The organism is Streptomyces sp. cg36 (assembly GCF_041080675.1).
Classification (GTDB): domain Bacteria; phylum Actinomycetota; class Actinomycetes; order Streptomycetales; family Streptomycetaceae; genus Streptomyces.
The window spans coordinates 6,087,053-6,113,135 of sequence record NZ_CP163520.1; the positions used below are offsets into that span (position 1 = coordinate 6,087,053).

At 74.3% G+C, this 26,083-nt stretch carries 24 protein-coding genes and 1 riboswitch; of the genes, 13 read left to right on the forward strand and 11 right to left on the reverse strand.

The genetic code is table 11. The features are described 5' to 3' along the window. Positions 1 to 22: 22 nt before the first annotated feature. Positions 23 to 868, reverse strand: coding sequence for a precorrin-4 C(11)-methyltransferase (gene cobM, locus AB5J87_RS26900; protein ID WP_369380044.1), 846 nt, complete (start codon positions 866 to 868; stop codon positions 23 to 25). A 94-nt stretch (positions 869 to 962) separates the two neighbouring features. Here cobM and AB5J87_RS26905 point away from each other — a divergent pair, with 94 nt between their 5' ends. After that, positions 963 to 1,682 (forward strand): ZIP family metal transporter, encoded by a 720-nt coding sequence (locus tag AB5J87_RS26905; RefSeq protein WP_369380046.1) that lies wholly within the window; start codon positions 963 to 965, stop codon positions 1,680 to 1,682. 32 nt (positions 1,683 to 1,714) lie between these two features. On the opposite strand, the gene cobI is transcribed toward AB5J87_RS26905, so the two are convergent. The 9 genes from cobI to AB5J87_RS26950 all read right to left on the reverse strand — a co-directional run bounded on the left by cobI (position 1,715) and on the right by AB5J87_RS26950 (position 14,486). Further along, positions 1,715 to 2,458 (reverse strand): precorrin-2 C(20)-methyltransferase, encoded by a 744-nt coding sequence (gene cobI, locus AB5J87_RS26910; protein WP_369380048.1) that lies wholly within the window; start codon positions 2,456 to 2,458, stop codon positions 1,715 to 1,717. Further along, positions 2,455 to 3,906: a cobyrinate a,c-diamide synthase gene (locus AB5J87_RS26915; protein WP_369380050.1), complete on the reverse strand. Its 1,452-nt coding sequence runs from the start codon at positions 3,904 to 3,906 to the stop codon at positions 2,455 to 2,457. Before AB5J87_RS26915 ends, cobI begins: the two co-directional genes overlap by 4 nt. Next, positions 3,900 to 4,499, reverse strand: a complete 600-nt coding sequence (cobO, locus tag AB5J87_RS26920) for a cob(I)yrinic acid a,c-diamide adenosyltransferase (protein ID WP_369380051.1) — start codon at positions 4,497 to 4,499, stop codon at positions 3,900 to 3,902. Before cobO ends, AB5J87_RS26915 begins: the two co-directional genes overlap by 7 nt. Further along, the gene (locus AB5J87_RS26925) at positions 4,499 to 6,505 is read right to left on the reverse strand and encodes a putative cobaltochelatase (RefSeq protein ID WP_369380052.1); all 2,007 of its coding nucleotides are present in this window, start codon (positions 6,503 to 6,505) and stop codon (positions 4,499 to 4,501) included. The genes cobO and AB5J87_RS26925 overlap by 1 nt, the downstream gene beginning before the upstream one ends. Continuing rightward, positions 6,502 to 10,170, reverse strand: a complete 3,669-nt coding sequence (gene cobN, locus AB5J87_RS26930) for a cobaltochelatase subunit CobN (protein ID WP_369380054.1) — start codon at positions 10,168 to 10,170, stop codon at positions 6,502 to 6,504. The genes AB5J87_RS26925 and cobN overlap by 4 nt, the downstream gene beginning before the upstream one ends. Further along, positions 10,167 to 11,675, reverse strand: a complete 1,509-nt coding sequence (locus AB5J87_RS26935) for a cobyric acid synthase (RefSeq protein WP_369380057.1) — start codon at positions 11,673 to 11,675, stop codon at positions 10,167 to 10,169. Before AB5J87_RS26935 ends, cobN begins: the two co-directional genes overlap by 4 nt. Next, complete coding sequence (locus AB5J87_RS26940) at positions 11,672 to 12,601, reverse strand: cobalamin biosynthesis protein (RefSeq protein ID WP_369380058.1); 930 nt, start codon at positions 12,599 to 12,601, stop codon at positions 11,672 to 11,674. The genes AB5J87_RS26935 and AB5J87_RS26940 overlap by 4 nt, the downstream gene beginning before the upstream one ends. A 108-nt stretch (positions 12,602 to 12,709) precedes the next feature. Then, positions 12,710 to 12,852, reverse strand: a riboswitch (cobalamin riboswitch). Positions 12,853 to 12,961: 109 nt separating this feature from the next. Then, positions 12,962 to 13,186: a hypothetical protein gene (locus tag AB5J87_RS26945; protein ID WP_369380061.1), complete on the reverse strand. Its 225-nt coding sequence runs from the start codon at positions 13,184 to 13,186 to the stop codon at positions 12,962 to 12,964. 28 nt (positions 13,187 to 13,214) lie between these two features. Continuing rightward, complete coding sequence (locus AB5J87_RS26950; protein WP_369380064.1) at positions 13,215 to 14,486, reverse strand: anion permease; 1,272 nt, start codon at positions 14,484 to 14,486, stop codon at positions 13,215 to 13,217. Between the two features lie 209 nt (positions 14,487 to 14,695). On the opposite strand from AB5J87_RS26950, the gene AB5J87_RS26955 reads away from it, so the two are divergent. From AB5J87_RS26955 to AB5J87_RS26965, 3 genes are all read left to right on the forward strand, one after another. Further along, positions 14,696 to 15,373 (forward strand): class II aldolase/adducin family protein, encoded by a 678-nt coding sequence (locus AB5J87_RS26955; protein WP_369380066.1) that lies wholly within the window; start codon positions 14,696 to 14,698, stop codon positions 15,371 to 15,373. Between the two features lie 55 nt (positions 15,374 to 15,428). Further along, entirely contained in the window at positions 15,429 to 16,553 is a 1,125-nt protein-coding gene (locus AB5J87_RS26960) for an alpha/beta hydrolase (RefSeq protein ID WP_369380069.1), read from the forward strand. A gap of 118 nt (positions 16,554 to 16,671) precedes the next feature. Then, entirely contained in the window at positions 16,672 to 18,072 is a 1,401-nt protein-coding gene (locus AB5J87_RS26965; RefSeq protein WP_369383684.1) for a hypothetical protein, read from the forward strand. Between the two features lie 318 nt (positions 18,073 to 18,390). Here AB5J87_RS26965 and AB5J87_RS26970 read toward each other — a convergent pair whose 3' ends face one another. Further along, positions 18,391 to 19,284 carry a neutral zinc metallopeptidase gene (locus AB5J87_RS26970; protein WP_369380070.1) on the reverse strand — a complete coding sequence of 298 codons (894 nt, stop codon included), beginning with the start codon at positions 19,282 to 19,284 and terminating at the stop codon, positions 18,391 to 18,393. A gap of 98 nt (positions 19,285 to 19,382) precedes the next feature. Here AB5J87_RS26970 and AB5J87_RS26975 point away from each other — a divergent pair, with 98 nt between their 5' ends. The 9 genes from AB5J87_RS26975 to amaP all read left to right on the forward strand — a co-directional run bounded on the left by AB5J87_RS26975 (position 19,383) and on the right by amaP (position 25,904). After that, complete coding sequence (locus AB5J87_RS26975; RefSeq protein WP_369380073.1) at positions 19,383 to 20,093, forward strand: hypothetical protein; 711 nt, start codon at positions 19,383 to 19,385, stop codon at positions 20,091 to 20,093. A 119-nt stretch (positions 20,094 to 20,212) separates the two neighbouring features. Further along, positions 20,213 to 21,811: an ABC-F family ATP-binding cassette domain-containing protein gene (locus AB5J87_RS26980; protein ID WP_369380074.1), complete on the forward strand. Its 1,599-nt coding sequence runs from the start codon at positions 20,213 to 20,215 to the stop codon at positions 21,809 to 21,811. Between the two features lie 347 nt (positions 21,812 to 22,158). Next, positions 22,159 to 22,380, forward strand: a complete 222-nt coding sequence (locus AB5J87_RS26985) for a helix-turn-helix domain-containing protein (protein WP_067157635.1) — start codon at positions 22,159 to 22,161, stop codon at positions 22,378 to 22,380. Positions 22,381 to 22,495: 115 nt separating this feature from the next. Then, positions 22,496 to 23,287: an enoyl-CoA hydratase/isomerase family protein gene (locus AB5J87_RS26990; RefSeq protein WP_369380077.1), complete on the forward strand. Its 792-nt coding sequence runs from the start codon at positions 22,496 to 22,498 to the stop codon at positions 23,285 to 23,287. A 109-nt stretch (positions 23,288 to 23,396) separates the two neighbouring features. After that, the gene (locus AB5J87_RS26995) at positions 23,397 to 23,894 is read left to right on the forward strand and encodes an Asp23/Gls24 family envelope stress response protein (protein ID WP_369380079.1); all 498 of its coding nucleotides are present in this window, start codon (positions 23,397 to 23,399) and stop codon (positions 23,892 to 23,894) included. Positions 23,895 to 23,921: 27 nt separating this feature from the next. Continuing rightward, entirely contained in the window at positions 23,922 to 24,116 is a 195-nt protein-coding gene (locus AB5J87_RS27000) for a hypothetical protein (RefSeq protein ID WP_369380082.1), read from the forward strand. A gap of 9 nt (positions 24,117 to 24,125) precedes the next feature. Further along, entirely contained in the window at positions 24,126 to 24,548 is a 423-nt protein-coding gene (locus AB5J87_RS27005; protein WP_369380083.1) for an Asp23/Gls24 family envelope stress response protein, read from the forward strand. Then, positions 24,545 to 25,297, forward strand: coding sequence for a DUF6286 domain-containing protein (locus AB5J87_RS27010; protein WP_369380085.1), 753 nt, complete (start codon positions 24,545 to 24,547; stop codon positions 25,295 to 25,297). The genes AB5J87_RS27005 and AB5J87_RS27010 overlap by 4 nt, the downstream gene beginning before the upstream one ends. A gap of 28 nt (positions 25,298 to 25,325) precedes the next feature. Continuing rightward, complete coding sequence (gene amaP, locus AB5J87_RS27015) at positions 25,326 to 25,904, forward strand: alkaline shock response membrane anchor protein AmaP (protein WP_369380087.1); 579 nt, start codon at positions 25,326 to 25,328, stop codon at positions 25,902 to 25,904. Positions 25,905 to 26,083: the final 179 nt, after the last annotated feature.

Below are 26,083 nucleotides of genomic sequence, written 5' to 3' on the forward strand. Positions count from 1 at the left end.
CCGCCCGTACCGGCGGCGGCGTTCATGAGGGGGAACGCTCCGCCCGCTCGGCCCGCTCGGCCCGCTCCGCCCGCAGCGCCCGGCGGGCCTGCGGGTCGGCCCGGCGGAAGCCGTGGAAGTGGCCCGGGTGGTACAGGTGCGAGCGGGTGCCCGAGGCGGACAGGGCCGGTCCCACCAGGAAGAGGGTGTGCTTCCAGAGCCGGTGCTCCTTCACCGTCTCCTCCAGCGTCGCGATCGTGCAGCGCAGCACCAACTCCTCCGGCCAGGTCGCCTGGTGGGCGACGACGACCGGCGTCGAGGTCGGATAGCCGCCTTCCAGCAGCTCCGCCACCAGCTGGCCCGAGCGGGCCGCCGACAGGAAGACCGCCATCGTGGTGCCGTGCCGGGCGAACTCGCGCACCTCCTCACCGGGCGGCATCGGCGTCTTGCCGCCGCCGAGCCGGGTCAGGATCACCGACTGGGCGACCTCGGGGATCGTCAGCTCGCGCTGGGCGAGCGCGGCGACCGCCGAGAACGACGACACCCCGGGGACGATCTCCACCTCCAGGCCGAGCCCCGCGACCCGGTCGAGCTGCTCCTGGGTGCCGCCCCACAGCGCCGGGTCGCCCGAGTGGATCCTGGCGACCCGCAGCCCCTCCCGCGCGGCCCGCTCGTACACCGCGACGACCTCTTCCAGGGACAGCGCCGCCGAGTCCAGGATCTCGGCGCCCTCCCGCGCGTGCTCCAGGACCTCGGCCTGCACCAGGCTCGCCGCCCAGATGACCACATCGGCCTCGGCGATCGCCCGCGCGGCACGGAACGTCAGCAGGTCCGCGGCGCCGGGTCCGGCGCCGACGACGGTCAGCCTGCCGGTGGGGGCATCGGCCATGGGAGCTCCTCTCGTACCTCACACGGTCGGTTCGTAGGTCACACAGTCGGTAAAGCGAAATGCGCGCGGGCGGGTCGGTCGGTTAGCAAGGGGCATGGCGGTGTTCGTGGCGCTCGGCGCGTTCCTGATGACCCTGGTCGGCGGCTGGACGGCCCAGCGCGTCACCGACCGGCGCCATCTGGTGCTGGGACTGGCGGGCGGCCTGATGCTCGGGGTGGTCGGTCTCGACCTGCTGCCGGAGGCGCTGGAGGCGGCGGGCGACGACGTCTTCGGCGTACCGGCCGCGCTGCTCCTGTTCGTCGGCGGCTTCCTCGTCGCCCACCTGGTCGAACGGCTCCTCGCCGTGCGCCGGGCGGCGCACGGGGGCGACCGGAGGGCGCCGCAGGTGGGGCTGACGGCGGCGGGCGCGATGGTCGGCCACAGCCTGATGGACGGCATCGCGATCGGCGCCGCCTTCCAGGTGGGCGGCGGCATGGGCGCGGCCGTGGCACTCGCCGTGATCACCCATGACTTCGCCGACGGCTTCAACACCTACACGATCACCAGCCTGTACGGGAACGAGAAGCGCAAGGCCGTCGCCATGCTCGTGGCCGACGCGCTCGCCCCGATGGTCGGCGCCGCCTCGACGCTGCTGTTCACCCTTCCGGCCGAGCTGCTCGGAAGCTATCTCGGCTTCTTCGGCGGAGTGCTGCTGTACCTGGCCGCCGCCGAGATCCTGCCGGAGGCCCACCACGACCATCCGGCCCTGTCGACGCTGCTCTTCACGGTCGCCGGGGTGGGCTTCATCTGGCTGGTGGTGGGGCTCGCGGGGTGAGCGGGGCGCGCCGCTCCCGGCCGGTGGCGGCCTCACAGCTTGCCGCCGCGGCCCCGGCGCCGCGCGGGCGCGATCAGCGTCGACAGATACGGCAGCTCGGCGCCGTCCAGCTCGGCGGCCGGGCGGATCGACTCCCCGTCGAGCCCGAGCGCCGAACCCCACACCGCGTCCTCGATCCGGCCGGTCGCCCGCAGCGCCCGCGCGACCTCGCCCGCCTGGCGCCCGAACTTGTACGCCACCACCGTCCCCGGGCCCTCCAGCGCGTCCCTGAGCACGGTGGTGCCCGCGGTCACCGGGACCAGCGTCAGCGGCTCGGTCCCCTCGGTGAGCACCGCGCCCGAGCGGGCCGCCAGGTCCTGCATCGCGGTGATCCCGGGGACCGTCTCGATCTCGGTCCCGGGCACCAGCTCCGCGACGGTCTGGGCGAGATAGGTGAACGTCGAATACACATGGGGGTCGCCCAGGGTCGCGAACGCCACCGTGGGGTGCGCGGGCAGCAGCGCGGCGACCGCCTCGCCCGCCGCGTCCCACGCCGCCTCGCGCCGGCCCCGGTCGCTCCGCTCGTTCAGCGCGAAGACGACCCGGACGACCTTGGAGCGGTCCACGTAGTGGAGCACGGTCGCCTCGGCGCGGCCGGGCTCGCCCCCGTCGTGTCCGTCGGCGTCGGCCAGCACCGGCACCACGACGACATCGGCCTCCCGCAGGGCCCGTACGCCCTTCACGGTCACCAGCTCCGGATCCCCGGGGCCCACGCCCACGCCGACCAGCCTGCTCATGGCGCGCACCCTTCGACGAACCGCCGGGCCACAGCGGGCCGGGCGGCCCAGTGCGTGTGCAGATAGCTGGCGTGCACGCCCTGCTGGACGAATCCCTCGACCCGGCGCTCCGGGTGGACCATCCCCCAGGCGGGCGAGGGGCCCGCGCCCGGGTCGAGCACGGTCCGGTGGAACTCGTGGCCGCGCAGCCGCGTCCCGGCGGCGGCCAGGCAGTTGTCACCGATCGCGACCGCCTCGCGGTAGCCGAGGGTGAGCCGCTGCGACATCCGGGCATCGGCGTCCAGCACCCCGCACATCGGCTGCCCGTCGAGCGAGCGCGCCAGATAGAGCAGCCCGGCGCACTCGGCGGCCACGGAGCCGCCGGACCGCGCGAGGTCGCCGACCGCCTTGCGCAGCGGCTCGTTGGCGCTGAGCTCGGCCGCGTAGACCTCGGGGAAGCCGCCGCCGATGACCAGACCGGCGGTCCGCTCGGGCAGCGACTCGTCCCGGAGCGGATCGAAGACGACGACGTCCGCGCCCGCGGCGGTCAGCAGCTCGGCGTGCTCGGCGTACGAGAAGGTGAACGCGGGTCCCCCCGCGAGGGCCACCACGGGCCGCCGGCCCGCCGTGGCCGCACCTCCTTCGGCCGGTTCCCCGGCCGTCCGCCCGGGGCCTCGGCCACCGGCCGTCTCCGCCCCGTCGCGCGCCCCGGGGCGCAGCCCTCCGGCGGGGTCGGCGGCCAGCGCCGCCGCCGCGTCCCACGGCGAGCAGGCGAGGTCCGGTGCCGAGCGGGCCAGCGCCAGCAGCGCGGCCAGATCGCACCCTTGGCGCACCTGCTCGGCCATCGCCGCGACCGCCGCCACCGCGTCGGCGCGCCGCTCGGCCACCGGCACCAGGCCCAGGTGCCGCGACGGCGTCGACAGCGGGGCCGCGCGCCGCAGGGCGCCCAGCACCTCCACCCCCGACTCCTCCAGGGCCGCCCGCAGCAGCTCCTCGTGCCGGTCCGAGCCGACCTTGTTGAGGATCACCCCGCCGAGCCGCACCCGCGGGTCCCAGGACGCGAAGCCGTGCACCAGCGCCGCCACCGACCGCGACTGCGAGGAGGCGTCCACCACCAGCACCACCGGTGCCCGCAGCAGTTTGGAGACCTGCGCGGTGGAGGCGAGCTCCCCGAGGCCCGAGGCGCCGTCGTACAGCCCCATGACCCCCTCGACCACCGCGACGTCGCACCCCCGCGCGCCGTGCGCGAGCAGCGGAGCCATCAGCTCCGGGCCGCACATGTACGCGTCGAGGTTGCGCCCGGGGCGCCCCGTGGCCAGGGCGTGGTAGCCGGGGTCGATGTAGTCGGGGCCGACCTTGTGCGGGGACACCGCGAGCCCGGTCGCGGCGAACGCGGCCATCAGGCCCGTCGCGACCGTGGTCTTCCCGCTGCCCGACGACGGCGCGGCGATGACGAGACGTGCTACCACTCGATGCCCCGCTGCCCCTTCTGACCGGCGTCCATCGGGTGCTTGACCTTCGACATGTCGGTCACCAGGTCCGCGAACTCCAGCAGCTTCTCCGGTGCGTTGCGCCCCGTGATCACCACGTGCTGGGTGCCCGGCCGGTCCCGCAGCACCGAGACGACCTCGTCGGTGTCCACCCAGCCCCAGTGCATCGGGTAGGCGAACTCGTCCAGCACGTACAGCTTGTAGGTCTCGGCGGCCAGGTCCCGCTTGACCTGCTCCCAGCCCTCGCGGGCCTTCTCCTCGTTGTCGACCTGCTCGTCGCGCTGGACCCAGGACCAGCCCTCGCCCATCTTGTGCCAGGCGACGCTGCCGCCCTCGCCGGAGGCGCCCAGCACGCGCAGCGCGTTCTCCTCGCCGACCTTCCACTTCGCCGACTTGACGAACTGGAACACCCCGATCGGCCAGCCCTGGTTCCAGGCCCGCAGCGCGAGCCCGAACGCGGCCGTCGACTTCCCCTTGCCGATCCCCGTGTGCACCATGACCAGCGGACGGTTGCGTCGCTGACGCGTCGTCAGCCCGTCCTCCGGCACCACGCTCGGCTGTCCCTGCGGCATCAGGCGGCCCTCCTCGAAGTCCCCGTCACGTCCTTGACCAGACCGGCGATCGAATCCGCCCGCAACTCGTCGAGCGTCACCGCCGGTCCCTGCAGCTCCCGCGCCAGCTCGGCCGCGAGGCCGAGGCGGACGGCGCCCGCCTCGCAGTCCACGACCACGCTCGCCACGCCCTCGGCGGCCAGCAGCCGCGCGGAGCGGCCCGCCAGCGCCACCGGGTCCACCCCGCCGGTCGCCCGCCCGTCCGTCACCACCACGAGCAGCGGGCGCCGCGACGGATCGCGCATCCGCTCCACCCGCAGCACGTCGTGGGCCTTCAGCAGCCCCGCCGCCAGCGGGGTGCGCCCGCCGGTGGGGAGCGTCTCCAGCCGGGCCGCCGCCGCGTCCACCGACGACGTCGGCGGCAGCGCCACCTCCGCGTCCTTGCCCCGGAAGGTGATCAGACCCACCTTGTCGCGCCGCTGGTAGGCGTCGAGCAGCAGCGAGAGCACCGCGCCCTTGACCGCGCCCATCCGCTGCCGGGCAGCCATCGACCCCGACGCGTCGACGACGAAGAGCACCAGATTGCCCTCGCGGCCCTCCCGGGTCGCCTGCCGCAGGTCGTCCCGGCGCACCACCAGCCCCGGCCCCGACCGGCCGCGCGCCCGCTGGTGCGGGGCCGCCGCCCGCACCGTCGCCGCCAGATGCAGCTTGGTGAGCGTGCCCCGGGGGCGCTTGGCCCCCGTCGTGCGCCCGTGTGCCGTGCGCGCGCGGGAGCGGCGGCCCGCCGCGCCCTCGCCGAGGCCCGGCACGCTCAGCATCTTCGTACGGAACGGCTCACCGGCGCGGACGGGCTGCTGTTCGGCGCCGCCCGCGCTCTGCGGCTCGCCGCCCTCGCCCTCCTCGGGGCGGGCCGGGGCGTCCCCGCCGCCCGTCTCGGGCGCCGGACCGCCGTCTCGCGGAGGCTGCCCGCCCCCGCCGCCCGGCCCGTCCGGGTCCGGATCCGGGTCCTCGTCCTGGTCCCCGAACTCCTCCAGGGTGTCGTCCAGCTTGTCCTCGTCCAGGCCCGGCGCGTCGAACGGATTGCGGCGGCGGCGGTGCGGCAGCGCCAGCAGCGCTGCCTGCCGCACGTCCTCCGCGAGCACGTCCGTACGCCCCGCCCACGCCGCCAGCGCGGTCGCGGTCCGGGCCATCACCAGGTCGGCGCGCATGCCGTCCACCTCGAACGCGGCGCAGGTGGCGGCGATCTGCCGCAGCGCCGCGTCCCCGAGCCGCACCTGCGGCAGCAGCGCGCGCGCCGCCACGATCCGCGCCCGCACGGCGGCCTCCTCGTCGGCCCAGCGCACCGCGAAGGCGGCCGGGTCGTCGTCGTAGGCCAGGCGCCGGCGGACCACCTCGACCCGCTGGTCCGGCTCCCGGGACGCCTTCACCTCCACGGTCAGCCCGAACCGGTCCAGCAACTGCGGGCGCAGCTCGCCCTCTTCGGGGTTCATGGTCCCCACCAGCAGGAACCGCGCCGCGTGCCGGACGGACACGCCCTCGCGCTCCACGTACGAGGCGCCCATCGCGGCGGCGTCGAGCAGCAGGTCCACGAGGTGGTCGTGGAGGAGGTTGACCTCGTCCACGTACAGGATCCCGCGGTGGGCGTGGGCCAGCAGACCCGGCTCGAACGCCTTCACGCCCTCCGCCAGCGCCCGCTCGATGTCGAGCGCGCCCACCAGCCGGTCCTCGGAGGCGCCGACGGGGAGCTCGACCATGCGCGCGGCGCGCGGCGCCCCGGCCCCGGCCTCGTGCGGCCCGTCCGGGCAGGCCGGATCGGGGCCCGCGGGGTCACAGGAGAACCGGCACCCGGTGACGACGTCGACCTCGGGCAGCAGCGCCGAGAGCGCCCGCACCGCGGTGCTCTTCGCGGTGCCCTTCTCGCCGCGCACCAGGACCCCTCCCACCTGCGGCGACACCGCGTTCAGCAGGAGGGCCAGCCGTAGGTCGTCCTGACCGACGATCGCGCTGAACGGATACGGCGTACTCATGCGTTGTCACTCTCCAGATCGCCCTCAAGCTGCAGATAGGTCGCGCGCAGCCGCTCCAGCGTCGCCGCCTCGGGCTCCGCCCACAGACCTCGGTCGGCGGCCTCCAGCAGCCGCTCGGTGATGCCGCGCAAGGCCCAGGGATTGGACCTGCGCATGAACTCCTGGTTCTCGGCGGAGAACACGTACTCGGACGCGAGCTTCTCGTACATCCAGTCGTCGACCACGCCCGCCGTCGCGTCGTACCCGAACAGGTAGTCCACGGTCGCCGCCATCTCGAACGCGCCCTTGTAGCCGTGGCGGCGCATCGCCGCCATCCAGCGCGGGTTGACCACGCGCGCGCGAAAGACCCGGTGGGTCTCCTCGCCGAGGGTGCGCGTCCTGACCTGGTCGGGCGTGGCCGAGTCGCCCACGTACGCCTCGGGGCCCGTCCCCGTCAGATGCCGCACCGTGGCCACCATGCCGCCGTGGTACTGGAAGTAGTCGTCGGCGTCGACCAGGTCGTGCTCGCGGGTGTCGACGTTCTTCGCCGCCACCGCGATCCGCCGGAACGCCGTCTCCATGTCGCCCCGGGCCGCCCGGCCGTCCAGCCCCCGTCCGTACGCGTAGCCGCCCCACACCGCGTACACCTCGGCGAGGTCCGCGTCGGAGCGCCAGTTGCGGGCGTCGATCAGCGGGAGCAGCCCCGCCCCGTACGCCCCCGGCTTGGAGCCGAAGATACGGGCCGTGGCGCGGCGGCGGTCGCCGTGCTCGGCGGTGTCCTCGTCCACGTGCGCCCGCACGTAGTTGGCGGCGGCCGGCTCGTCCAGCTCCGCCACCGCCCGCACCGCGTCGTCGATCAGCCCCACCACGTGCGGGAACGCGTCCCGGAAGAAGCCGGAGATGCGGACCGTGACATCGATGCGCGGACGGCCGAGCTCGGCGGCGGGCACCACCTCGAAGCCGGTGACGCGCCGCGACGCGTCGTCCCACACCGGGCGGCAGCCGAGCAGCGCCAGGACCTCGGCGATGTCGTCGCCCTGGGTGCGCATCGCCGAGGTGCCCCAGACGGTGAGGCCCACGGACTTCGGGTACGCGCCCGTGTCCGCGAGGTAGCGCGCCACCAGCGAGTCCGCGAGCGCCTGGCCGACCTCCCAGCTCAGCCGGGACGGGATGGCCTTGGGGTCCACCGAGTAGAAGTTCCGCCCGGTGGGCAGCACGTTGACCAGGCCGCGGGTGGGGGAGCCCGAGGGGCCCGCCGGGACGTAACCGCCGTCCAGGGCGTGCAGGACGTGCCCGATCTCGTCGCTGGTGCGCGCCAGGCGCGGCACCACCTCGCGGCAGGCGAACTCCAGCACCGCCACCGCGGCCGGGAGCGGGCCGCCCAGCACCTCGGCCACCAGGCCCGGACACTGCGCCGCGTCCCAGCCGCGCTCCTCCATGCCCTCCGCCAGCCGGCGGCACAGCTGCTCCAGGAGGTCGATCGCGTCGGCCGCGCTGCGGGCCGGGCCCGCCACCAGCTCCGTCAGCTCCGCCGCCACCTTGACCGGGGCGCCCGGCTCGGCCAGCAACTCCTTCTCGGCCAGCCCGAAGTGCTCGGCCAGCGCGGCGCGCAGACCCGGCAGCGCGTCCGCCTCGCCGCCCCACACCTGGGAGGCGCGCAGCACCGCGAGCACCAGGTTGACCCGGGGCCCGGCCTCGGGGCCGCCGCCCAGGACGTGCAGCCCGTCACGGATCTGCACGTCCTTGATCTCACACAGATAGCCGTCGATGTGCAGCACGAACTCGTCGAAGTCGCCGTCGTCCGGCTGCTCGTCGAGGTGCAGGTCGTGGTGGAGCTCGGCGGCCTTGACCAGCGTCCAGATCTGGGCCCGCACCGCCGGGGCCTTCGTCGGGTCGAGATCGCTCACCAGGGCGTACTCGTCGAGGAGTTGCTCCAGTTTGGCCAGGTCGCCGTAGGTGTCGGCGCGGGCCATCGGGGGGACCAGATGGTCCACGACGGTGGCGTGGCCGCGCCGCTTGGCCTGGGTGCCCTCGCCCGGGTCGTTGACAATGAACGGGTACACCAGCGGCAGTTCGCCCAGGACCGCGTCCGGGCCGCAGCCCGCGGAGAGGCCGAGGCCCTTGCCGGGCAGCCACTCCAGGGTGCCGTGCTTGCCCATGTGCACGACGGCGTCGGCGCCGAAGCCGCCCCGCGACACCGGGGTCTCCAGCCAGCGGTAGGCCGCCAGATAGTGGTGGGAGGGCGGCATGTCGGGGTCGTGGTAGATCGCGATCGGGTTCTCGCCGAAGCCGCGCGGCGGCTGGATCATCACCACCACGTTGCCGAACCGGAGGGAGGCGAGCACGATCTCGTCGCCGTCCACGTACAGCTGTCCCGGGGGCTCGCCCCAGTGCTCCCGGATGCTCGCGCGCAGCTCGGGCGCCAGCTCCTCGAACCAGGAGCGGTAGTCGGCGAGCGGTACGCGCGCGGGGGCGGCGGCCAGCTGCTCCTCGGTGAGCCACTCCACGTCGTGGCCGCCCGCCGCGATCAGCCGGTGGATCAGCTCGTCCCCGTCGTCCGGGTGGCCCTCCACCGCGTACCCCGCGTCGCGCAGGGCGTCCAGGACGCGGACGGCGGAGGCGGGGGTGTCCAGGCCCACCGCGTTGCCCACCCGGGAGTGCTTGGTGGGGTAGGCGGTGAAGACCAGCGCGATCCTCTTCTCCGCGTTGGGCTTGTGCCTGAGCCGGGCGTGGCGCACCGCGATCCCGGCGACCCGGGAGGCCCGCTCGGGGTCGGCGACATAGACCGGCACCTCGTCCGGGCCCTGTTCCTTGAAGGAGAACGGGACCGTGATCAGCCGGCCGTCGAACTCGGGGATGGCCACCTGCATCGCCGCGTCCATGGGGGAGACCGCCGCGTTCGACGCCTCCCAGACGGCCTTGGCGGAGGTGAGGCAGAGCCCTTGCAGCACCGGCACGTCCAGCTCGGCCAGGGCGCCGATGTCCCAGGCGTCCTCGTCGCCGCCCGCACTGGCCCGCGCGGCGGTGGCGCCGCCCGCCGCCAGGACGGTGGCGACCAGCGCGTCGGCCCGGCCCAGCGTCTCGTACAGCGCGGGCTCGGCACCGCGCAGCGAACCCACGTACACCGGAAGGGCGTTGGCGCCGTGGGCCTCGATGCTGTCGCACAGGACGTCGACGAACGCGGTGTTGCCGGACAGCTCGTGCGCGCGGTAGAAGAGCACGCCCACGGTCGGCCGGTCCGCGAGCCGCGCGCGCCTGCCGTGCACGCCCCACTCGGGCATCGGCTGCGGCTCGGCGAAGCCGACGCCGGTCAGCAGCACGGTGTCGGAGAGGAAGCGGGCCAGCTCCACCAGATTGCCCGGGCCGCCCTCCACCAGATAGCGCAGGGCCTCGGCGACCACACCGGCGGGCACCGACGACTCGGCCATCAGCTCGGCGTCCGGCACCGACTCCCCGCCCAGCAGCACGGTGGGGATCCCGGCGGCCCGCAGCGCCGCCAGCCCGTCCTCCCAGGCGCGCTTGCCGCCGAGCAGGCGCACCACGGCGACGGCCGCCCCGTCGAGCAGGGCGGGCAGCTCCTCGGCCACGTCGAGACGGGTCGGGTTGCCGATCCGGTAGGGCGCCCCGGAGGCCCGGGCCGCCAGGAGGTCGGTGTCGGCGGTCGACAGCAACAGCACAGTGCTCATGCGGGCGCTCCTGGTGCGATGAAGGGAAGTCCGACCGGAGCCCCCTGCTCGATGAGCCGCATGAGGGCGTCCGTGTCCGCGTGTTCTTCGATGAGGTCCCCGAGGCGGTCCAGCTGCTCCTCGCGCAGCGCACCGAACGACGTGTCGGGGGCGGGCACGAAACGCCGTCCGGTGGCGCTCGCGACCCGCTCCAGGAACCGCCGCCTGAATCCGTCGCTCTCAAGTGACCCGTGCCAGTGCGTCCCCCAGACCGCACCGACCCGGCATCCGTCCAAGAAGGCTTCCCCGCCCAGCACTTCGGCGACGCCGTGGTGGATCTCGTATCCCTCCACGCGCTCGCCCAGCGCCTCACCGGTCGGCCGTGCAAGTGTCTTCTCGGCCGCGAACCGCACCCGCACGGGCAGCAGTCCGAGACCCGTCACGGAGCCCGCCCGCGACTCGACCTCGTCCTCGATGTGCTCTGCGAGCACCTGGAACCCGCCGCAGATCCCCAGCACCGGACGCCCCTCGGCCGCCCTGCGCGCCAGCTCCCGCGCCAGCCCCCGTTCCCTCAGCCACTCCAACGCCCGGACCGTGCCCCGGGTTCCCGGCACGACGACCAGATCCGCGTCGACGAGCTCCTCGGGCCGGTCCACGAACCGCACGACCACGCCCGGCTCGGCGGCGAGCGCGTCGACATCGGTGAAGTTGGACATCAGCGGCACCGCGCAGACCGCCACGCGCAGCACGTCCTCGCCGACCGGCGGCGCCACCACGGACTCGCGCACGGTGCCGCGCAGCGAGACCCGCAGCCCGTCCTCCTCGTCGATGCCGAGCCCGTGCGCGTACGGCAGGATCCCGTACGTGTGCCGCCCGGTGAGGCCGTGCAGCATGTCGATGCCCGGTTCCAGGAGCGTGACGTCGCCGCGGAACTTGTTGACCATGTACCCCGCCACCAGGGCCTGGTCCTCCGGGCTGAGCAGCGCGGTCGTGCCGAAGAACGAGGCGAACACCCCGCCCCGGTCGATGTCGCCGACCACCACGACCGGCAGTTTCGCCGCCCGCGCGATGCCCATGTTCACGATGTCGGTGCGCCGCAGATTGATCTCGGCCGGGCTGCCCGCCCCTTCGCAGATCACGGCGTCATATGTGCCCCGCAGCCGCTCCAGACAGTCCAGAACGGTGCCCAGGAGTGCTTCCTGGCGTCCGCCGTGGTAGCCGCGGGCGCTCAGTTCGCCCACCGGCCGGCCCATGAGCACGACCTGGCTCGAACGGTCGCTCCCCGGCTTGAGCAGCACGGGGTTCATCAGCGCGGACGGCTCGACGCGCGCCGCCTGCGCCTGCATCGCCTGCGCCCGGCCGATCTCCGCGCCCTCGCGCGTGACGAACGAGTTGAGGGACATGTTCTGTCCCTTGAACGGCGCCACCTTCACGCCCTGGCGCACCAGCCACCGGCAGATGCCCGCGGTGACGACGCTCTTCCCGGCGTCGGACGTGGTGCCCGCGATCAGCAGACCGCCGCTCATGTACGTACCTTCCTCACCGCGACAGCGACGCCCAGGGCCAGCCAGCCCACCCGCCGCGACAGCCGCACCGCTCGTTCGATGTCACCGACCTCGACGGCCCGGCCTGGGCCGTTGAGGACGGGCCGGTGCTCGACCCGTCCGCCGTACGAGAGCGTGCCGCCCAGCCGGACGCCGAGCGCACCCGCGAACGACGCTTCCACCGGGCCCGCGTTGGGGCTCGGGTGCTTGGCCGCGTCCGCCCGCCACGCGCGCGTGGCCGCGCGCGGGGAGCCCCCGGCGGCCACCGCGAGGGCGGCGGTGAGCCGGGCGCCGGGCCAGCCCGCCACGTCGTCCAGGCGCGCCGAGGCCCAGCCGTAGCGCAGGTGGCGCGGCGAGCGGTGGCCGACCATCGCGTCCAGGGTGTTGACGGCGCGGAACGCCACCAGGCCGGGCACCCCCGCGAGCGCCCCCCACACCAGGGCGCCGACCACGGCGTCGGAGGTGTTCTCGGCGACGGACTCGACGACGGCGCGCGCGATGCCGGGCGCGTCCAGGGTCTGCGGGTCGCGCCCGCACAGATGGGGCAGCCGCGCGCGGGCCGCCTCGACGTCCCCCGCGTCGAGGGCGGCGCCGATCGCGCGGGCCTCCCGGCCGAGCGAGGTGCCGCCGACGACGGCCCAGGTGGCGGCGGCGGTCAGGGCGGCGGAGGCGGCCGGCCGGCCGCGCACCGCGCGCGTGGCGAGCAGTGCGGCGCCCGCGGCGCCCCCGGCGCACACGGCGGTGTGCAGCGCGCCCCAGCCCCGGTGGTCGCGCCACAGCGCGCGCTCGACGGCGGCGGCGGCCCGGCCGAACGCCGCGACCGGGTGGCCCCGGCGCGGGTCGCCGAGGAGCAGGTCACCGAGGAGCCCGGCGGTGGCGCCGTACGCGAAGGTGCGGTCGGCACGCATCGGGGTCAGCCCTTCGCAACGCCGCGAGGAACTCCGGTACGGGTGGGGGGTGCCGAGAACTGGCAGGCGCGCATGGCGGTGTGTCCTCACTCAGGGTGTCCGCGCCCTGGTACGACGTCGACCGGCGGTGAGAGTTCCTGGCTCACGGGGATGCTTCCCCGGTGACAGTGGCGGGACCGCGCCGGATTCGCACCGGCTTCCTCTTCTGCCGCCGTAAATGGCTCGGGCAGTCCACCACGCCGGGGAACGCCCGTCAACTCGCTGCTGACCTGCGACGGGAGAGTGTGTTGGGGCACACAGAGAACCGCCCCGCGGCCGTGCCGCGGGGCGGTTCCGGTGGTGCGTGCGACGCGTGCGGCGCTACTTGCCGACGATCAGGTTGATGCCGTACGCGACGGCCGCAGCGCAGAGCGCGAAGCAGAGGTAGGCGGTGGTGCGGGCCACCGTGACGTTGCCCTTGCCGGCCGCCGCGGACTGCTGCTTGCTGAGTCCGACGATGCCGACGGTGAACAGGCCCACCAGGCCGACGGTGACGATGAGGCTGACACCGAAGACGGTGCCGAGAGCTGCCCAGTCGATGTGCATGACGATTCCTTCGGGTGCGCGGCGGCCGTCAGACCGTGGCCGGGCGGGGCGGGTCGGCGGGGGCCACCGGGGCCGGGGCCGCGATGGTCGCCGTCAGGTCGGCGGCCACGGCCACGGCGGCGGCGGTCGGGGGCGGGGTGACGGCGGCCATGGCGGTGGTCACCACGCCCGCGGGCTCGGCCGGGGTCTCGGTGGCGGCGGGAGCGGCGGTGACGTCGTTGTGGTCGACCGGCTCGCGGCGCGACAGCTTCCAGATGAAGCCGGAGCCCGCGACCAGCAGGATCGCCACGAGGACGACGCCCCAGGTGCCCTGGCCGGTGAGGAACTCGGCGCCCGCGCCCACCAGACCGGCGGCCGGCAGGGTCAGGCCCCACGCCACGAACATCCGGGTCGCGGTGGACCAGCGGACCACACCGCCCTTGCGGCCCAGACCCGCGCCCATGACGGAGCCGGAGCAGACCTGGGTGGTGGAGAGGGAGAAGCCGAGGTGCGAGGAGGCCAGGATGACGGTGGCGGCACCGGACTGGGCGGCGAAGCCCTGCGGCGGCGCCAGCTCGGTCAGGCCCTTGCCCATGGTGCGGATGATGCGCCAGCCGCCGAGGTAGGTGCCCATGGCGATGGCCAGGCCGGCCGAGACGATGACCCACATCGGGGGGTTGGCGCCCGGGTGCAGCACACCGCCGGTGACCAGGGCCAGGGTGATGATGCCCATGGTCTTCTGCGCGTCGTTGGTGCCGTGGGCGAGCGAGACGAGACCGGCGGAGGCGATCTGTCCGGCCCGGTAGCCCTTGGCGGTGGCCTTCTCGTCCGTGTTGCGGTTGATCCGGTACGTGAGGCGGGTCGCCAGCATCGAGGCGACGCCCGCGACGATCGGGGCGGCGACGGCGGGCAGCAGCACCTTGGTGACGACGGTGGAGCCGTTGACCGAGGACCAGCCGGCCGACATCACGGCCGCGCCGATCAGACCGCCGAACAGGGCGTGGGACGAGCTGGACGGCAGACCGAGCAGCCAGGTCACCAGGTTCCACAGGATGGCGCCGACCAGGGCCGCGAAGATCACTTCGGTTCTGATGCCCTTTTCGTTGACGATCCCGCCGGAGATCGTCTTGGCGACCTCCACCGACAGGAACGCGCCGACCAGGTTGAGCGCGGCGGACATGGCCACCGCGGCTTTGGGCTTCAGTGCGCCGGTCGAGATGGTGGTGGCCATCGCGTTGGCGGTGTCATGGAAACCGTTCGTGAAATCGAACACTAGAGCTGTCACGACCACAATGGCGAGCAGCAGCGTGATGTGTTCCATTTACCCAGGCAATCGTTCGACGTCAGTGTTGCGATGAACGTAAGTAACCTGGATGAACGGAAGGTGAACTGGGTCCGGCCCTGCGGTGTATCTGACCGCTTTTTGCGGTGTGCAGGCCCTGACAAACGCCTTCAAGCGTTCAAATGCCCCAGAGAAAGAGATACTGGTCACCCTCTGGCGCCCGCCGCACGGCCTGCGAGGATCGCCCCATGGGAGAGCCGAACGACCGCGAAACGATCGCCGCCGCCTGGGCCGAACTGACCGCCACCGCGCGCCGCACCGCCGAGGAGGGCCTGGTCGTGGGCACCTCCGGCAACGTCTCGGTACGCGTGGGCGACCTCGTCCTGGTCACCCCGAGCGGCGTCCCCTACGACCGCCTCGGCCCCGACGACACCGTCGCCGTCGACCTCACCGGCCGCCAGGTGACCGGCACGCTCCGCCCCACCAGCGAGCTGCCCGTGCACCTCGCCGTGCACGCGAACACCGCCGCCCGCGCCGTCGTCCACACCCACGCCGTGCACGCCACCGCCGTCTCCACCCTGGTCGACGAGCTGCCGCCGGTCCACTACATGACCGCCGCCCTCGGTGGTCCGGTCCAGGTCGCGCCGTACGCGCTGTACGGCACCGAGGAACTGGCGCGAAACATGGTGCGCGCACTGGAGGGCCGCACCGCCTGCCTGCTGCGCAACCACGGAACGATCACTTACGGAACCACCCTCTCCGAGGCGTACGACCGCACCGCCCAGCTGGAGTGGATGTGCCGCCTCTGGCTCACCGCCTCCGCGATCCCCGGCCGCACCCCCTCCCTGCTCTCCCCGGCCGACCTGGACCGGGCCGCCGAGCAGTTCCGGGGGTACGGACAGCCCGGGGCCGGGCCGGGGGAGTGACCCGGTAGGACCCCGTCCACTGGCCGCGCGCGCGACGGCTGCCCACACTGGAGCGGTGCGCCCGGCAACAGCGACGGCAGCGGCCGTCACCACACTCATCGGCGTCGGCGCGGCAGCGGTGGCCGCCGGACGGTACGCGAGCGACGCCGCCCTCAAGGCGCCGCCGGGCCGCCCCCTGCCCGCCGACCCCGAACTCACCGTGCACGCCACCGCGCCCGGCCGGATCACCCTGACCCGCTGCCTGGCCGCGCAACGCCCCGGCGTGTACGCGATCGAGGGCCCCGGCATCCACGCCGTGGTCGGACCCGTCGTCGAGGACGCGCCGCACCCGGCCGACACCGTGGTGCGCCGCCTGGAACGGGTCACCGAAGGCACCCCGGCGGCGGGGGACCGGGTCCGGCTCACCCCGCAGATCCACCGCGGCACCCCCGCCACCCTCGGCCTGTCCTACGAGGACGTGGAGATCCCGTCCGAACTGGGCTCGCTGCCCGCCTGGCTGGTGGAGGGCGTCCGGGACACCTGGGTCATCGCCGTGCACGGCATCGGCACCACCCGCGAGCACGCGCTGAACATCGCGGGCTTCCTGCACCGCCACCGCCTCCCCGTCCTCGTCCCCGCCTACCGGGGCGACGAGGGCGCGCCCCGCTCGCCCGACGGCCTCGCCCACCTCGGCGACTCCGAGTGGCGCGACCTGGACGCCGCCGTCCGCTACGCGGTCCGGCGCGGCGCCCGGCGCGTCATCCTGCACGGCTGGTCCACCGGCGCCACCATGGCGCTGCACACCACCACCGGCTCGGCGCTGCGCGACCGCGTCGCGGGCGTCGTCCTGGACTCGCCGGTCCTCGACTGGGAAGGCACCCTGCGCGCCCTCGCCGTCGCCAACGGGGCCCCGGCCGCCCTGCTGCCGCTCGCCGTACGGGCCGCCCAGGGCCGCACCGGCCCGCACGGCGACCACCTGCGCGAGGCGGTCGACCCGGCCGCCCTGCGCGTGCCGGCCCTGGTCTTCCACGGCCCCGACGACACCCTGGCCCCCTGGCACCCCACCCGCGCCCTCGCGGCCCGCCGCCCCGACCTGGTCACCCTGCACACCGTCCCGCAGGCCCCGCACGCCTCGATGTGGAACGCGGACCCCGCCAGGTACGAGGAGGCACTGCGGCGCTTCCTGACGCCCCTGATGTAGGAGGGACGGCCGGGCACCTTTCCCGGCCCCCCGGAACCAGCGGACCGCATTCCGTTTGGGCTTTCGGCCCGTCAGCGGGAAGACTGCACCCGTGACGTCCCGGAAGCCTGAAGAGAAGTTGCCGCGAGACTCCAGACTGCGGCTTGTCCGCGCACCGCACGCGAAGGATGCCCGCCCGCTCGCCACCGCCCGCCGCGCCGTGACGGACCGGCGCGCCAGGCCGGCCTCCCGCCCACCGGAGGGCACCCCGGCCGCGGCCGAACTGGCCCGCCAGGCCAGAGCGGTGCTCGCCGACGCCGTCCGGGTCGCCCGCTGGGCCGACGCCGAGCGCGCCCGGGGCGGCGCACCGCGCCCCGCCCCGACCGGCAGCCTGTCCGGCGCCGCCGCCGAACTGGCCGCCGCCACCCTGGACCTGACGCCGGGCCAGGTGCGCGAGGGCTGGGACCGGGCCCGGCTCGCCGGACTGATCGAACTGCACGGCGGCACCGCCCGCCCCGGCTGGCGGCTGCGCGCCTGGGACCGCGACGACGCGGCCGTGCTGCGCGGCTGGGTCGCCCTCTTCGACGCCTGGTCGATCGTCCACCCCGCCCCGGCCGCCATCGCGCCCGCCGCCGTGGCCGAGGTCGTCGAGGCCGTCCCGCAGGTGCTCTCGCTGCTCCAGCTCTCGGCCGGGCCCGTCCTCGTACCGGCCCTGCTGGACCTGCTCGGCCAGCGCGTCGCCGAACTCCGCGACGAGCGCTGCGAAGTGCCGTACGGGGGCGACGCGGACGGCGCCGGCGACCCGCCCGCCGCCCTCGCCTTCCTCTCCCTGCTGCTCGACTGGGTGCTCGCCGCGCTCGCCGCCGTCGGCGCGCTCACCCTCGGCCGGGGCTCGGCGACGCTCACCCCGCTCGGCAGTTGGGCGGTCTGGGTCAAGCTGGAACAGATCTGCGTCGCCGCGCAGAGCCCGGCGGGCAACATCGAGCAGTCCGCCGATGACATGCTGCGCGGCTGCGCCCGGCTCACCCCGGGTCCGGCCCGTGCCGAGTACCGCGCCTGGCTCGCCGCGCGGCCCGTCGGCAGCGCGGTCACCGAACTGCTCGACGCCGCGCGGGGCGAGGACGCCCTGGTGCGCGGACTCGCCTTCGAGGCCCTGCGGGTGGTGGGCGCCCCCGCCGAGCCCGAGGTGCGCGCCGCCACCGACGAGGTCTTCCTGCGGCCGTATGCCCTGCTCTGGCTCGCCGAGCACGAGGGCACCGACCCGGAGGACGCCACCTCCGTCCTCACCCGGGAGGAGTCGACCTGGCTGTGGGTGGACACGGCGGCGGCCGTCGCCGACCACGGCGAGGTGGAGCTGATGGTGCGTCACCTCGACTCGGCGGTGCAGGGCACCGTGGCGGCGCTGCTGGACGAGGTGAGGGTGGTGGGCCACCCCCGTACCGTCCAGGTCCTGGTCGCCCTGGCAGCGGCCCACCCGGACCCGGCCCTCGCCAAGGCGGTCCGCCGGGCGGCCTTCCAGGTGCATACGGGCGGGGTGTAGGGCGGGGGAGTGGGGGTGGTGGGGCTGGTGGGTGGTGGTTAGTCGTCAGCTGTCAGCTGCCATCTGCCAGTCGGCGTCTGATATCTGACATCTGCCAGTCGTCATCCGACAGTTGCCAGTGGCGGACCGACAGCTGATAGCCGTCAGCCGTCAGCCGTCAGCCGTCAGCCGTCAGCCGTCAGCCGTCAGCCGTCAGCCGTCAGCCGTCAGCCGTCAGCCGACATCTGTCATCTGACCGCTGACCGCCGTCACCTGCCACCCGTCAGCCGACCGCTGTCACCCGCCATCTGCCACCCGACCCCCGTCACCCCTCACCCCTCACCCCGCAAACGTATTGCACCGCCCCATGTCGCCACTGCGGAATCCCGTGGTGAACCACTGCTGGCGCTGCTGGGCCGAGCCGTGGGTCCAGGATTCCGGGGTGACCCGGCCCTGGAACTTCTCCTGGATGCGGTCGTCGCCCACGGCCGCCGCCGCGTCCAGGCCGTCGTCGATGTCCTGCTGGGTGAGCCGGGTCAGCAGCGGGCGTCCGGTCCGCTCGTCCGGGGTGGTGGTCGCGTGGTGCGCCCACACCCCGGCGTAGCAGTCGGCCTGGAGCTCGACCTTCACCGCGTTGCTGTTCGCTCCCTGGCGGCCGTCCTGCGACTTGGCGAGGGTGCCCATCAGGTTCTGGATGTGGTGTCCGTACTCGTGCGCCACCACGTACGCCTGCGCGAACGGGCCGCCGCTGGAGCCGAACTTGGTCCGCAGCTCCTCGAAGAAGCCGAGGTCCAGATAGACCTGGCGGTCGCCGGGGCAGTAGAACGGCCCGACCGCCGACGTCGCGTTGCCGCACGCGGTGGGGACCCGGCCGGTGAAGAAGACGGTCTGGGCGCGGGAGTAGCGCCCGCCCCGGCGCGGGAACTCCTGGCCCCAGTAGTCCTGCACGCTGTTGACCACCGCGAGGATCCGGCAGTCCTCCTTGGTGTTGGCGTCCCGCCCCTTGCGGCAGCTCGCCTGCACCTGCCCCTGCGCGGAGACCGAGGTCGCGGGCTGGGAGTCGCCGGAGGAGAGCCCCAGCTGCTCGGGGCCCACGCCGAAGAGGAGCCCCAGGACCAGGGCGATGATCCCGGCGATGCCGCCGCCGATGGTGGCCCGGCCGCCCGGGACACGACTGCCGCGTACGTCCTTGACCTCGGACGTGTCCAGATCGGCGTCGTCGTCGAACTGCATGGGTCGCTCACCCTCCGCTCGCCGATGTCACCCCGAGTATCGAACAGGACAGTGCGTCGCGCCCGTTTTGACGCGGCGGCCGATACGCTCGGCGCCTCATGGACCGGAACCGTCTCGCGCTGGCGCTCGGCGCCGCCGTGCTGGCCCTGCCCCTGGTCGCCGCCGCCCAGCACGCCCGGCCCGCGCCCTACGGCGACCGCCTCACCGTGCCGCCGGCCGCTCCGTACGCGCGCGCGTACGTGCGCGTACGGGGTGCGGCCGTGGAGGCGTACGCCCCGGGGAGCGGGGCGCGCGGCTGGACCTACCGGCGCGAGGGGCGGCGTCCGCTCGCCGTGCGCACCGCGCCCGGGCACGCCTTCGCGCTGTGGAGCGACGGTCTGGTCACCGACTCCGCGCGCGTGCTCTCGGTCGGCGCGGTCCGCTGGCACCGGGCCGTGCCGGGCCTCGCGGGCTGGCTGGCGGCCCGCCCCGGCCGGGCCGGGGGCGTGCTCCAGGAGCTCGGGCGGCCCGGGCCGGGCGCGGGGGAGGGCGGCATGCTCGCGGTGCTCACCCCCGAGCGGATCGCCGCGTACCGCACGGCCGACGGTGATCTTCGCTGGACGCTGCCCGCCCGGCGCGGCTGCGCCTTCGACCCGGACCGGACCGCGCGCGTGGCGGGCGTACTGATCGTCGCCCAGCCCTGCCGGGACCGGGACGCGTGGAGCCAGGAGCTGGTGGCGGTGGACGGCCTGGGGCGGATCGCGCCCGGCCGCACGCCGCTCGGCAACGAGCTGCCCACCGGGTCGCGGCCAAGGGATCACCGCACGTAAAAGCAGTTGCACGCCCCCGCTAGAATTGTCCGCATGGCAATTCTCCTTGTGCATTAGACGGCGTCGATCGTCCGCGACCCCCGTCCATCCCGCCGTCCACACCGCCCTGGAGTATTTCCGTGATCACCGCCACCGGCATCGAGCTGCGCGCCGGCGCTCGCATCCTCATCGAGAACGCCTCCTTCCGTGTCGCCAAGGGCGACCGCATCGGCCTCGTCGGCCGCAACGGAGCAGGCAAGACCACCCTCACCAAGTGCCTGGCCGGTGAGGGCATCCCGGCCGGCGGCACCATCACCCGCTCCGGCGAGGTCGGCTATCTGCCGCAGGACCCCCGCACCGGTGACCTCGACGTCCTCGCCCGCGACCGGGTGCTCTCCGCCCGCGGCCTCGACGAGGTGCTGCGCAAGATGCGCGAGAACGAGGACCGCATGGCGAACGGCAAGGGCGCCACGCGCGAGAAGGCGATGAAGAAGTACGAGCGCCTGGAGACCGAGTTCCTGACCAAGGGCGGGTACGCGGCCGAGGCGGAGGCCGCCACCATCGCGGCGGCCCTCGGGCTGCCCGACCGGGTGCTCGGCCAGCCGCTGCACACCCTCTCCGGCGGTCAGCGCCGCCGCGTCGAGCTCGCCCGCATCCTCTTCTCGGACGCCGACACCCTGCTCCTGGACGAGCCGACCAACCACCTCGACGCCGACTCGATCGTCTGGCTGCGCGACTACCTCAAGACGTACCGGGGCGGCTTCATCGTGATCTCCCACGATGTCGACCTGGTCGAGACGGTCGTCAACAAGGTGTTCTACCTGGACGCCAACCGCTCCCAGATCGATGTCTACAACATGGGCTGGAAGCTCTACCAGCAGCAGCGCGAGGCCGACGAGAAGCGCCGCAAGCGCGAGCGCCAGAACGCGGAGAAGAAGGCCGCCGCGCTGAACTCGCAGGCCGACAAGATGCGCGCCAAGGCGACCAAGACGGTGGCCGCGCAGAACATGGCCAAGCGCGCCGAGCGCCTCCTGTCGGGCCTGGAGGCCGTCCGGGTCTCCGACAAGGTCGCCAAGCTGCGCTTCCCGGACCCGGCGCCCTGCGGCAAGACGCCGCTGACCGCCGAGGGCCTGTCGAAGTCGTACGGTTCGCTGGAGATCTTCACCGACGTCGACCTGGCCATCGACAAGGGCTCCCGGGTCGTCATCCTCGGCCTCAACGGCGCGGGCAAGACCACCTTGCTGCGGCTGCTCGCGGGCGCCGAGTCCCCGGACACCGGCGAGGTCACCCCGGGCCACGGCCTCAAGCTGGGCTACTACGCCCAGGAGCACGAGACGCTCGACCCGGACCGCACGGTCCTGGAGAACATGCGCTCCTCGGCGCCCGACCTGGACCTGGTCGAGGTCCGCAAGACGCTGGGCTCGTTCCTGTTCTCCGGCGACGACGTGGACAAGCCCGCCGGCGTGCTCTCCGGCGGCGAGAAGACCCGGCTGGCCCTGGCCACGCTGGTGGTCTCGTCCGCCAACGTGCTGCTGCTCGACGAGCCGACCAACAACCTCGACCCGGCCAGCCGTGAGGAGATCCTGGGCGCGCTGCGCACCTACAAGGGCGCGGTCGTCCTGGTGACGCACGACGAGGGCGCGGTCGAGGCGCTCCAGCCCGAGCGGATCATCCTGCTGCCCGACGGCGTCGAGGACCTGTGGGGCCCGGACTACGCGGATCTGGTCGCCCTGGCGTGACCCTGGGCGACTGATCCACTCCATATGGATCATTCGGCCTACGCGTGATCCTCAATCTGAGTGAGTGCGTCTCGTACCCCGGCGTGTCATGCACGGGATCAAGATCCGATACGTACCGTACGGGACCATTCCGGAGAGTGACCGGGCGCACACGCCTGACCAGGTACTTCTTGGCGCGTCTGGGCGAAAGGTCACTTCCGAGCCGTCCGGAATCTTGAGTTCCGCCCGTGCCGCACTAGGGCGCGCCCCGAAACCCGGTCGGATGGACCTTGCCGAATGGGTGGCCAGGAAGCCCGGGAGGGGTGATCATGAGAAGTCCAGAGCGCACTTCCCATGAGGAGGCACGGGTGGCCGAGACTCTGAAGAAGGGCAGCCGGGTTACCGGCGCCGCGCGCGACAAGCTCGCGGCAGACCTGAAGAAGAAGTACGACTCCGGTGCGAGCATCCGGGCGTTGGCCGAAGAGACCGGCCGCTCCTACGGATTCGTCCACCGGATGCTCAGCGAGTCCGGGGTGGTACTGCGCGGACGCGGCGGAGCGACACGCGGCAAGAAGACCGCCTCGGCCTGACCTGGGCCATGGCGACCGGCCCGCCGGGCCCGGTGGCCACCCGGTCGGCCGTGCGGTCGGCCGGGTGGTTACTGTGCAGTCACTTGTTGACCGCACAGTAACCCGGAGGTGCCCCATGGCCGTGCCCGATCCCGTACTCGACAAGGACGGCGTCCGGCTCACCGTGGACGACGCAGTCGCCACGGTGACCCTGACCAATCCGGACAAGCGCAACGCCCAGTCTCCCGCTCTGTGGCGGGCGTTGGTGGCGGCCGGACAGGAACTCCCCGGGTCCGTCCGGGTCGTGGTCCTGCGGGGCGAGGGCAAGTCCTTCTCCGCCGGGCTCGACCGTCAGGCCTTCACCCCCGAGGGCTTCGACGGCGAGCCGTCCTTCCTGGACCTGGCGCGCGGCTCCGACGCGGAGCTGGACGCGGTCATCGCCGAGTACCAGGAAGCGTTCACCTGGTGGCGCCGCAACGACATCGTGTCCATCGCGGCCGTCCAGGGGCATGCGATCGGTGCGGGCTTCCAGCTCGCGCTCGCCTGTGACCTGCGCGTCGTCGCCGACGACGTGCAGTTCGCCATGCGCGAGACCAGCCTGGGCCTGGTGCCGGACCTGACCGGCACCCACCCGCTGGTCTCCCTGGTGGGCTATGCCCGCGCGCTGGAGATCTGCGCCACCGGCCGCTTCGTCGGCGCCGAGGAGGCGGAGCGCACCGGCCTCGCCAACCTCGCGGTGCCGGGCGCGGAACTCGACGCGGCCGTACGGGACTTGGCGGGCGCGCTGCTCGCCGCGCCCCGGGACGCGGTGGTGGAGACCAAGGCGCTGCTGCGGGGCGTCGCCGACCGCGGTTACGAGGACCAGCGCGTCGCCGAGCGGGCCGCTCAGGCGCGCCGGCTGCGGGACCTGGCGGGTCTGTCGGACTGAGCGTGCTCCGCCCGGGGGGTTGCGCCCCCGGCTGCCGCATCCCCGGCGCGGGATGGGGCAACCACACTTAGTGTGGGCAGCCGGGGGGAATCCGAAAGGGACGAACGCCATGAGCGACACCGCAGAACGCAGCCGCCCCGAACCGTCCGGCCAGGGCGGCAGGGAGACCTCCGAGGGCGGTGCCAGGAAGTCCGGCGCCCGGCGCGGCGGCGGCGATCCGGGGACCCGCGGCCGGACCACCATCGCCGACGGCGTGGTGGAGAAGATCGCGGGTCTCGCGGCCCGGGAGGTCGTGGGCGTCCACGCGATGGGCAGCGGACTGTCCCGTACGTTCGGCGCGGTCCGCGACCGGGTACCCGGTGCGAGCAAGGCCGCGGTGGCGCGCGGGGTGAAGGCCGAGGTCGGCGAGGTCCAGACGGCGCTCGATCTGGAGATCGTGGTCGATTACGGCGTGTCGATCTCCGATGTGGCCCGCGCGGTGCGGGAGAACGTGATCGCGGCCGTCGAGCGCATGACGGGGCTGGAGGTCGTCGAGGTCAACATCGCGGTGAGCGACGTCAAACTCCCGGACGAGGAAGAGGACGAGCCGGAGTCGCGGCTCCAGTAGACCAGGCCCCCGACTGAGGAGCTCAGGATGAGCATGGCGGTGATCGGCATGGTGGCCGGCATGGCGCTCGGATTCGCCGGATACTTCGGCGGGTTCGGAGCGTTCTTGCTGGTGGCGGCGCTAGGAGCGATCGGGTTCGTGGTGGGCCGGTTCCTGGAGGGCGATCTCGAACCGGGCGACTTCTTCCGGCCCCGGGGCGACCGCGGCGACCGGCGGCGGTGACCGCGCCCCATGACGGTGTCGTCGACGGCCCCCGGCCGCAGGGAGCCGGATCCGCCGGGTCCGGAGCGAGGCGATCCGGGTCGCGCCGGGCCCGCGCGGGTGGAGCCCGCCGAGCGCGGCGCGACCCGGATCGCCGACCGGGTCGTGGCGAAGATCGCGGCCCGGGCGGCGCGCGAGGCGCTGGGCGCACCGCCCGAGGGCGGCGCCGCGCCCCACGCCACGGTCACGGTCCACCAGGAGGTGGCCCGCGTCCGCGTCAGCCTGGAGCTCGGCTACCCCTCCGACATCGGTGCCCAGTGCGGGGCCGTGCGTCGGCAAGTGGCCGAACGGGTAAGGGCGTTGGCGGGCATGGAGGTGCCCGAGGTGGCGGTGCAGATCGAGCGGCTGCACTCCCCGCACACCCGCGGCACGGACCCGGGGAGGATCCGATGAGCGAGCCCGGCGGACCGGCCGAACCGGAGCGCACCGGCCCCGGCGCGCCCGGGTACGGGACCGGGGAAGGGGACGGCGCCGGCACCCGGCGGCTGCCCGTCGTCCTGGAGAAGACCCCCGGCGGGCCGCTCCCCGGCGACGAGGACGGCCTCGACCAGTCCCGGTCGTCCGCCGCCTACGACCCCGTGCCGACCGTCACCGACGAGCGCGCGGGCCGCTTCTGGTCCGCGCGCCGCGGCCCCGCCCTCCTGGTCGCGCTGGCCGTGCTCGCGCTGGCCGGGCCCCTGCTGTACGACATCGCGGCCGTCCGCGCCGACCGGCCCGCGATGCGCTGGCGCCGCCGGCTCGCGCACTGGTCGGCCGTGCACGCGCTGGACGACGCGGTGGTCCTGGCGGGCGCGGGCGCGGCGGTGCTCCTGGGCCTCTGGCTGATCGTGCTCGCGCTGACGCCGGGGCTGCGGGACGTGCTCCCGATGCGCCGCACCACGGCCGGGGTGCGGGCCGGACTGGACCGGTCCGCCGCCGCGCTGGTGCTGCGGGACCGGGCGATGGAGGTTCCGGGCGTGCAGTCGGCGCGGGTCAGGATGGGCCGCGCCAAGGTCGCCGTACGGGCCGAGTCGCACTTCCGCGAACTCGACGACGTACGGGCGGACCTGGACGCCGCGCTCGGCGCGGGCATCAAGGAACTCGGGCTGGCCGGACGGCCCGGCCTCTCCGTGCACGTCGGCCGCGCGGCCAGGAAGCGGTAGCCGTGCCGGCGCCGGGAAGGGGGCACGCATGCTCAGGACGGTGAACCGGGTGCTGATCGGCCTCGCCGGGCTGGCCCTGGTGGCGGCGGGCGGCGCGGCCCTCGCGGCCGGGTCCGGCCTCGCCGTCCCCTCGTGGTGGCCCTGGCACGGCAGGCACGACGTCCTGCTGAGCCACGCCCGCCGGGAGCGCTGGCACCAGCACGGCTGGTGGTGGCCGGTGGTGATCGCCGCGCTCGCGGTGCTGGTGCTGCTCGCCCTGTGGTGGCTGCTCGCCCAGCTGCGCCGGGCCCGGCTGGCCGAGATCCTGGTGGACTCCGGCGACGGCGCGGGCGCGCTGCTGCGGGGCCGGGCCCTGGAGGCGGTGCTGGCGGGCGAGGCCGAGTCGCTGCCCGGGGTGGCGCGCGCCCATGTCACCCTGCACGGGCGGCGCACCACGCCCGAGGCCCGGATCGCGCTGGCCCTGGAGCCCCACGCGGCCCCGGCCGAGACGCTCACCCTGCTCGTCTCGCAGGCCCTGGCACACGCCCGCGACTCGGCGGGCCTGGCCGAGCTCCCGGCCGACGTTCGGCTGCGGGGCGTCAAACACCGGGCGCGACGGGTGAATTGAGGCCCGCAAGACCGGGCCGATGCCCGCCGGAGGCCCCTGCCCGTCGGGCCGGTGCCCACTAGCGGTCGTGCGCCGTCGACCCGGTGCTCACTGGCGGCCCCCGCGCCGCCGGGCCGGTGCTCACCAGCGCCCCCGTCGCCGGGCCGATGCCTACAAGCGGCCCCCGCCGCCGGGCCGGT

Excerpts from the sequence above, each read along its gene's own strand:
- cobM (WP_369380044.1), bottom strand. The coding sequence starts at position 868 with ATGGCCGATGCCCCCACCGGCAGGCTGACCGTCGTCGGCGCCGGACCC.
- AB5J87_RS26905 (WP_369380046.1), top strand. The coding sequence starts at position 963 with ATGGCGGTGTTCGTGGCGCTCGGCGCGTTCCTGATGACCCTGGTCGGC.
- cobI (WP_369380048.1), bottom strand. The coding sequence starts at position 2,458 with ATGAGCAGGCTGGTCGGCGTGGGCGTGGGCCCCGGGGATCCGGAGCTG.
- cobO (WP_369380051.1), bottom strand. The coding sequence starts at position 4,499 with ATGCCGCAGGGACAGCCGAGCGTGGTGCCGGAGGACGGGCTGACGACG.
- AB5J87_RS26925 (WP_369380052.1), bottom strand. The coding sequence starts at position 6,505 with ATGAGTACGCCGTATCCGTTCAGCGCGATCGTCGGTCAGGACGACCTA.
- cobN (WP_369380054.1), bottom strand. The coding sequence starts at position 10,170 with ATGAGCACTGTGCTGTTGCTGTCGACCGCCGACACCGACCTCCTGGCG.
- AB5J87_RS26935 (WP_369380057.1), bottom strand. The coding sequence starts at position 11,675 with ATGAGCGGCGGTCTGCTGATCGCGGGCACCACGTCCGACGCCGGGAAG.
- AB5J87_RS26940 (WP_369380058.1), bottom strand. The coding sequence starts at position 12,601 with ATGCGTGCCGACCGCACCTTCGCGTACGGCGCCACCGCCGGGCTCCTC.
- AB5J87_RS26945 (WP_369380061.1), bottom strand. The coding sequence starts at position 13,186 with ATGCACATCGACTGGGCAGCTCTCGGCACCGTCTTCGGTGTCAGCCTC.
- AB5J87_RS26950 (WP_369380064.1), bottom strand. The coding sequence starts at position 14,486 with ATGGAACACATCACGCTGCTGCTCGCCATTGTGGTCGTGACAGCTCTA.
- AB5J87_RS26955 (WP_369380066.1), top strand. The coding sequence starts at position 14,696 with ATGGGAGAGCCGAACGACCGCGAAACGATCGCCGCCGCCTGGGCCGAA.
- AB5J87_RS26970 (WP_369380070.1), bottom strand. The coding sequence starts at position 19,284 with ATGCAGTTCGACGACGACGCCGATCTGGACACGTCCGAGGTCAAGGAC.
- AB5J87_RS26975 (WP_369380073.1), top strand. The coding sequence starts at position 19,383 with ATGGACCGGAACCGTCTCGCGCTGGCGCTCGGCGCCGCCGTGCTGGCC.
- AB5J87_RS26990 (WP_369380077.1), top strand. The coding sequence starts at position 22,496 with ATGGCCGTGCCCGATCCCGTACTCGACAAGGACGGCGTCCGGCTCACC.
- AB5J87_RS26995 (WP_369380079.1), top strand. The coding sequence starts at position 23,397 with ATGAGCGACACCGCAGAACGCAGCCGCCCCGAACCGTCCGGCCAGGGC.
- AB5J87_RS27000 (WP_369380082.1), top strand. The coding sequence starts at position 23,922 with ATGAGCATGGCGGTGATCGGCATGGTGGCCGGCATGGCGCTCGGATTC.
- AB5J87_RS27005 (WP_369380083.1), top strand. The coding sequence starts at position 24,126 with ATGACGGTGTCGTCGACGGCCCCCGGCCGCAGGGAGCCGGATCCGCCG.
- AB5J87_RS27010 (WP_369380085.1), top strand. The coding sequence starts at position 24,545 with ATGAGCGAGCCCGGCGGACCGGCCGAACCGGAGCGCACCGGCCCCGGC.
- amaP (WP_369380087.1), top strand. The coding sequence starts at position 25,326 with ATGCTCAGGACGGTGAACCGGGTGCTGATCGGCCTCGCCGGGCTGGCC.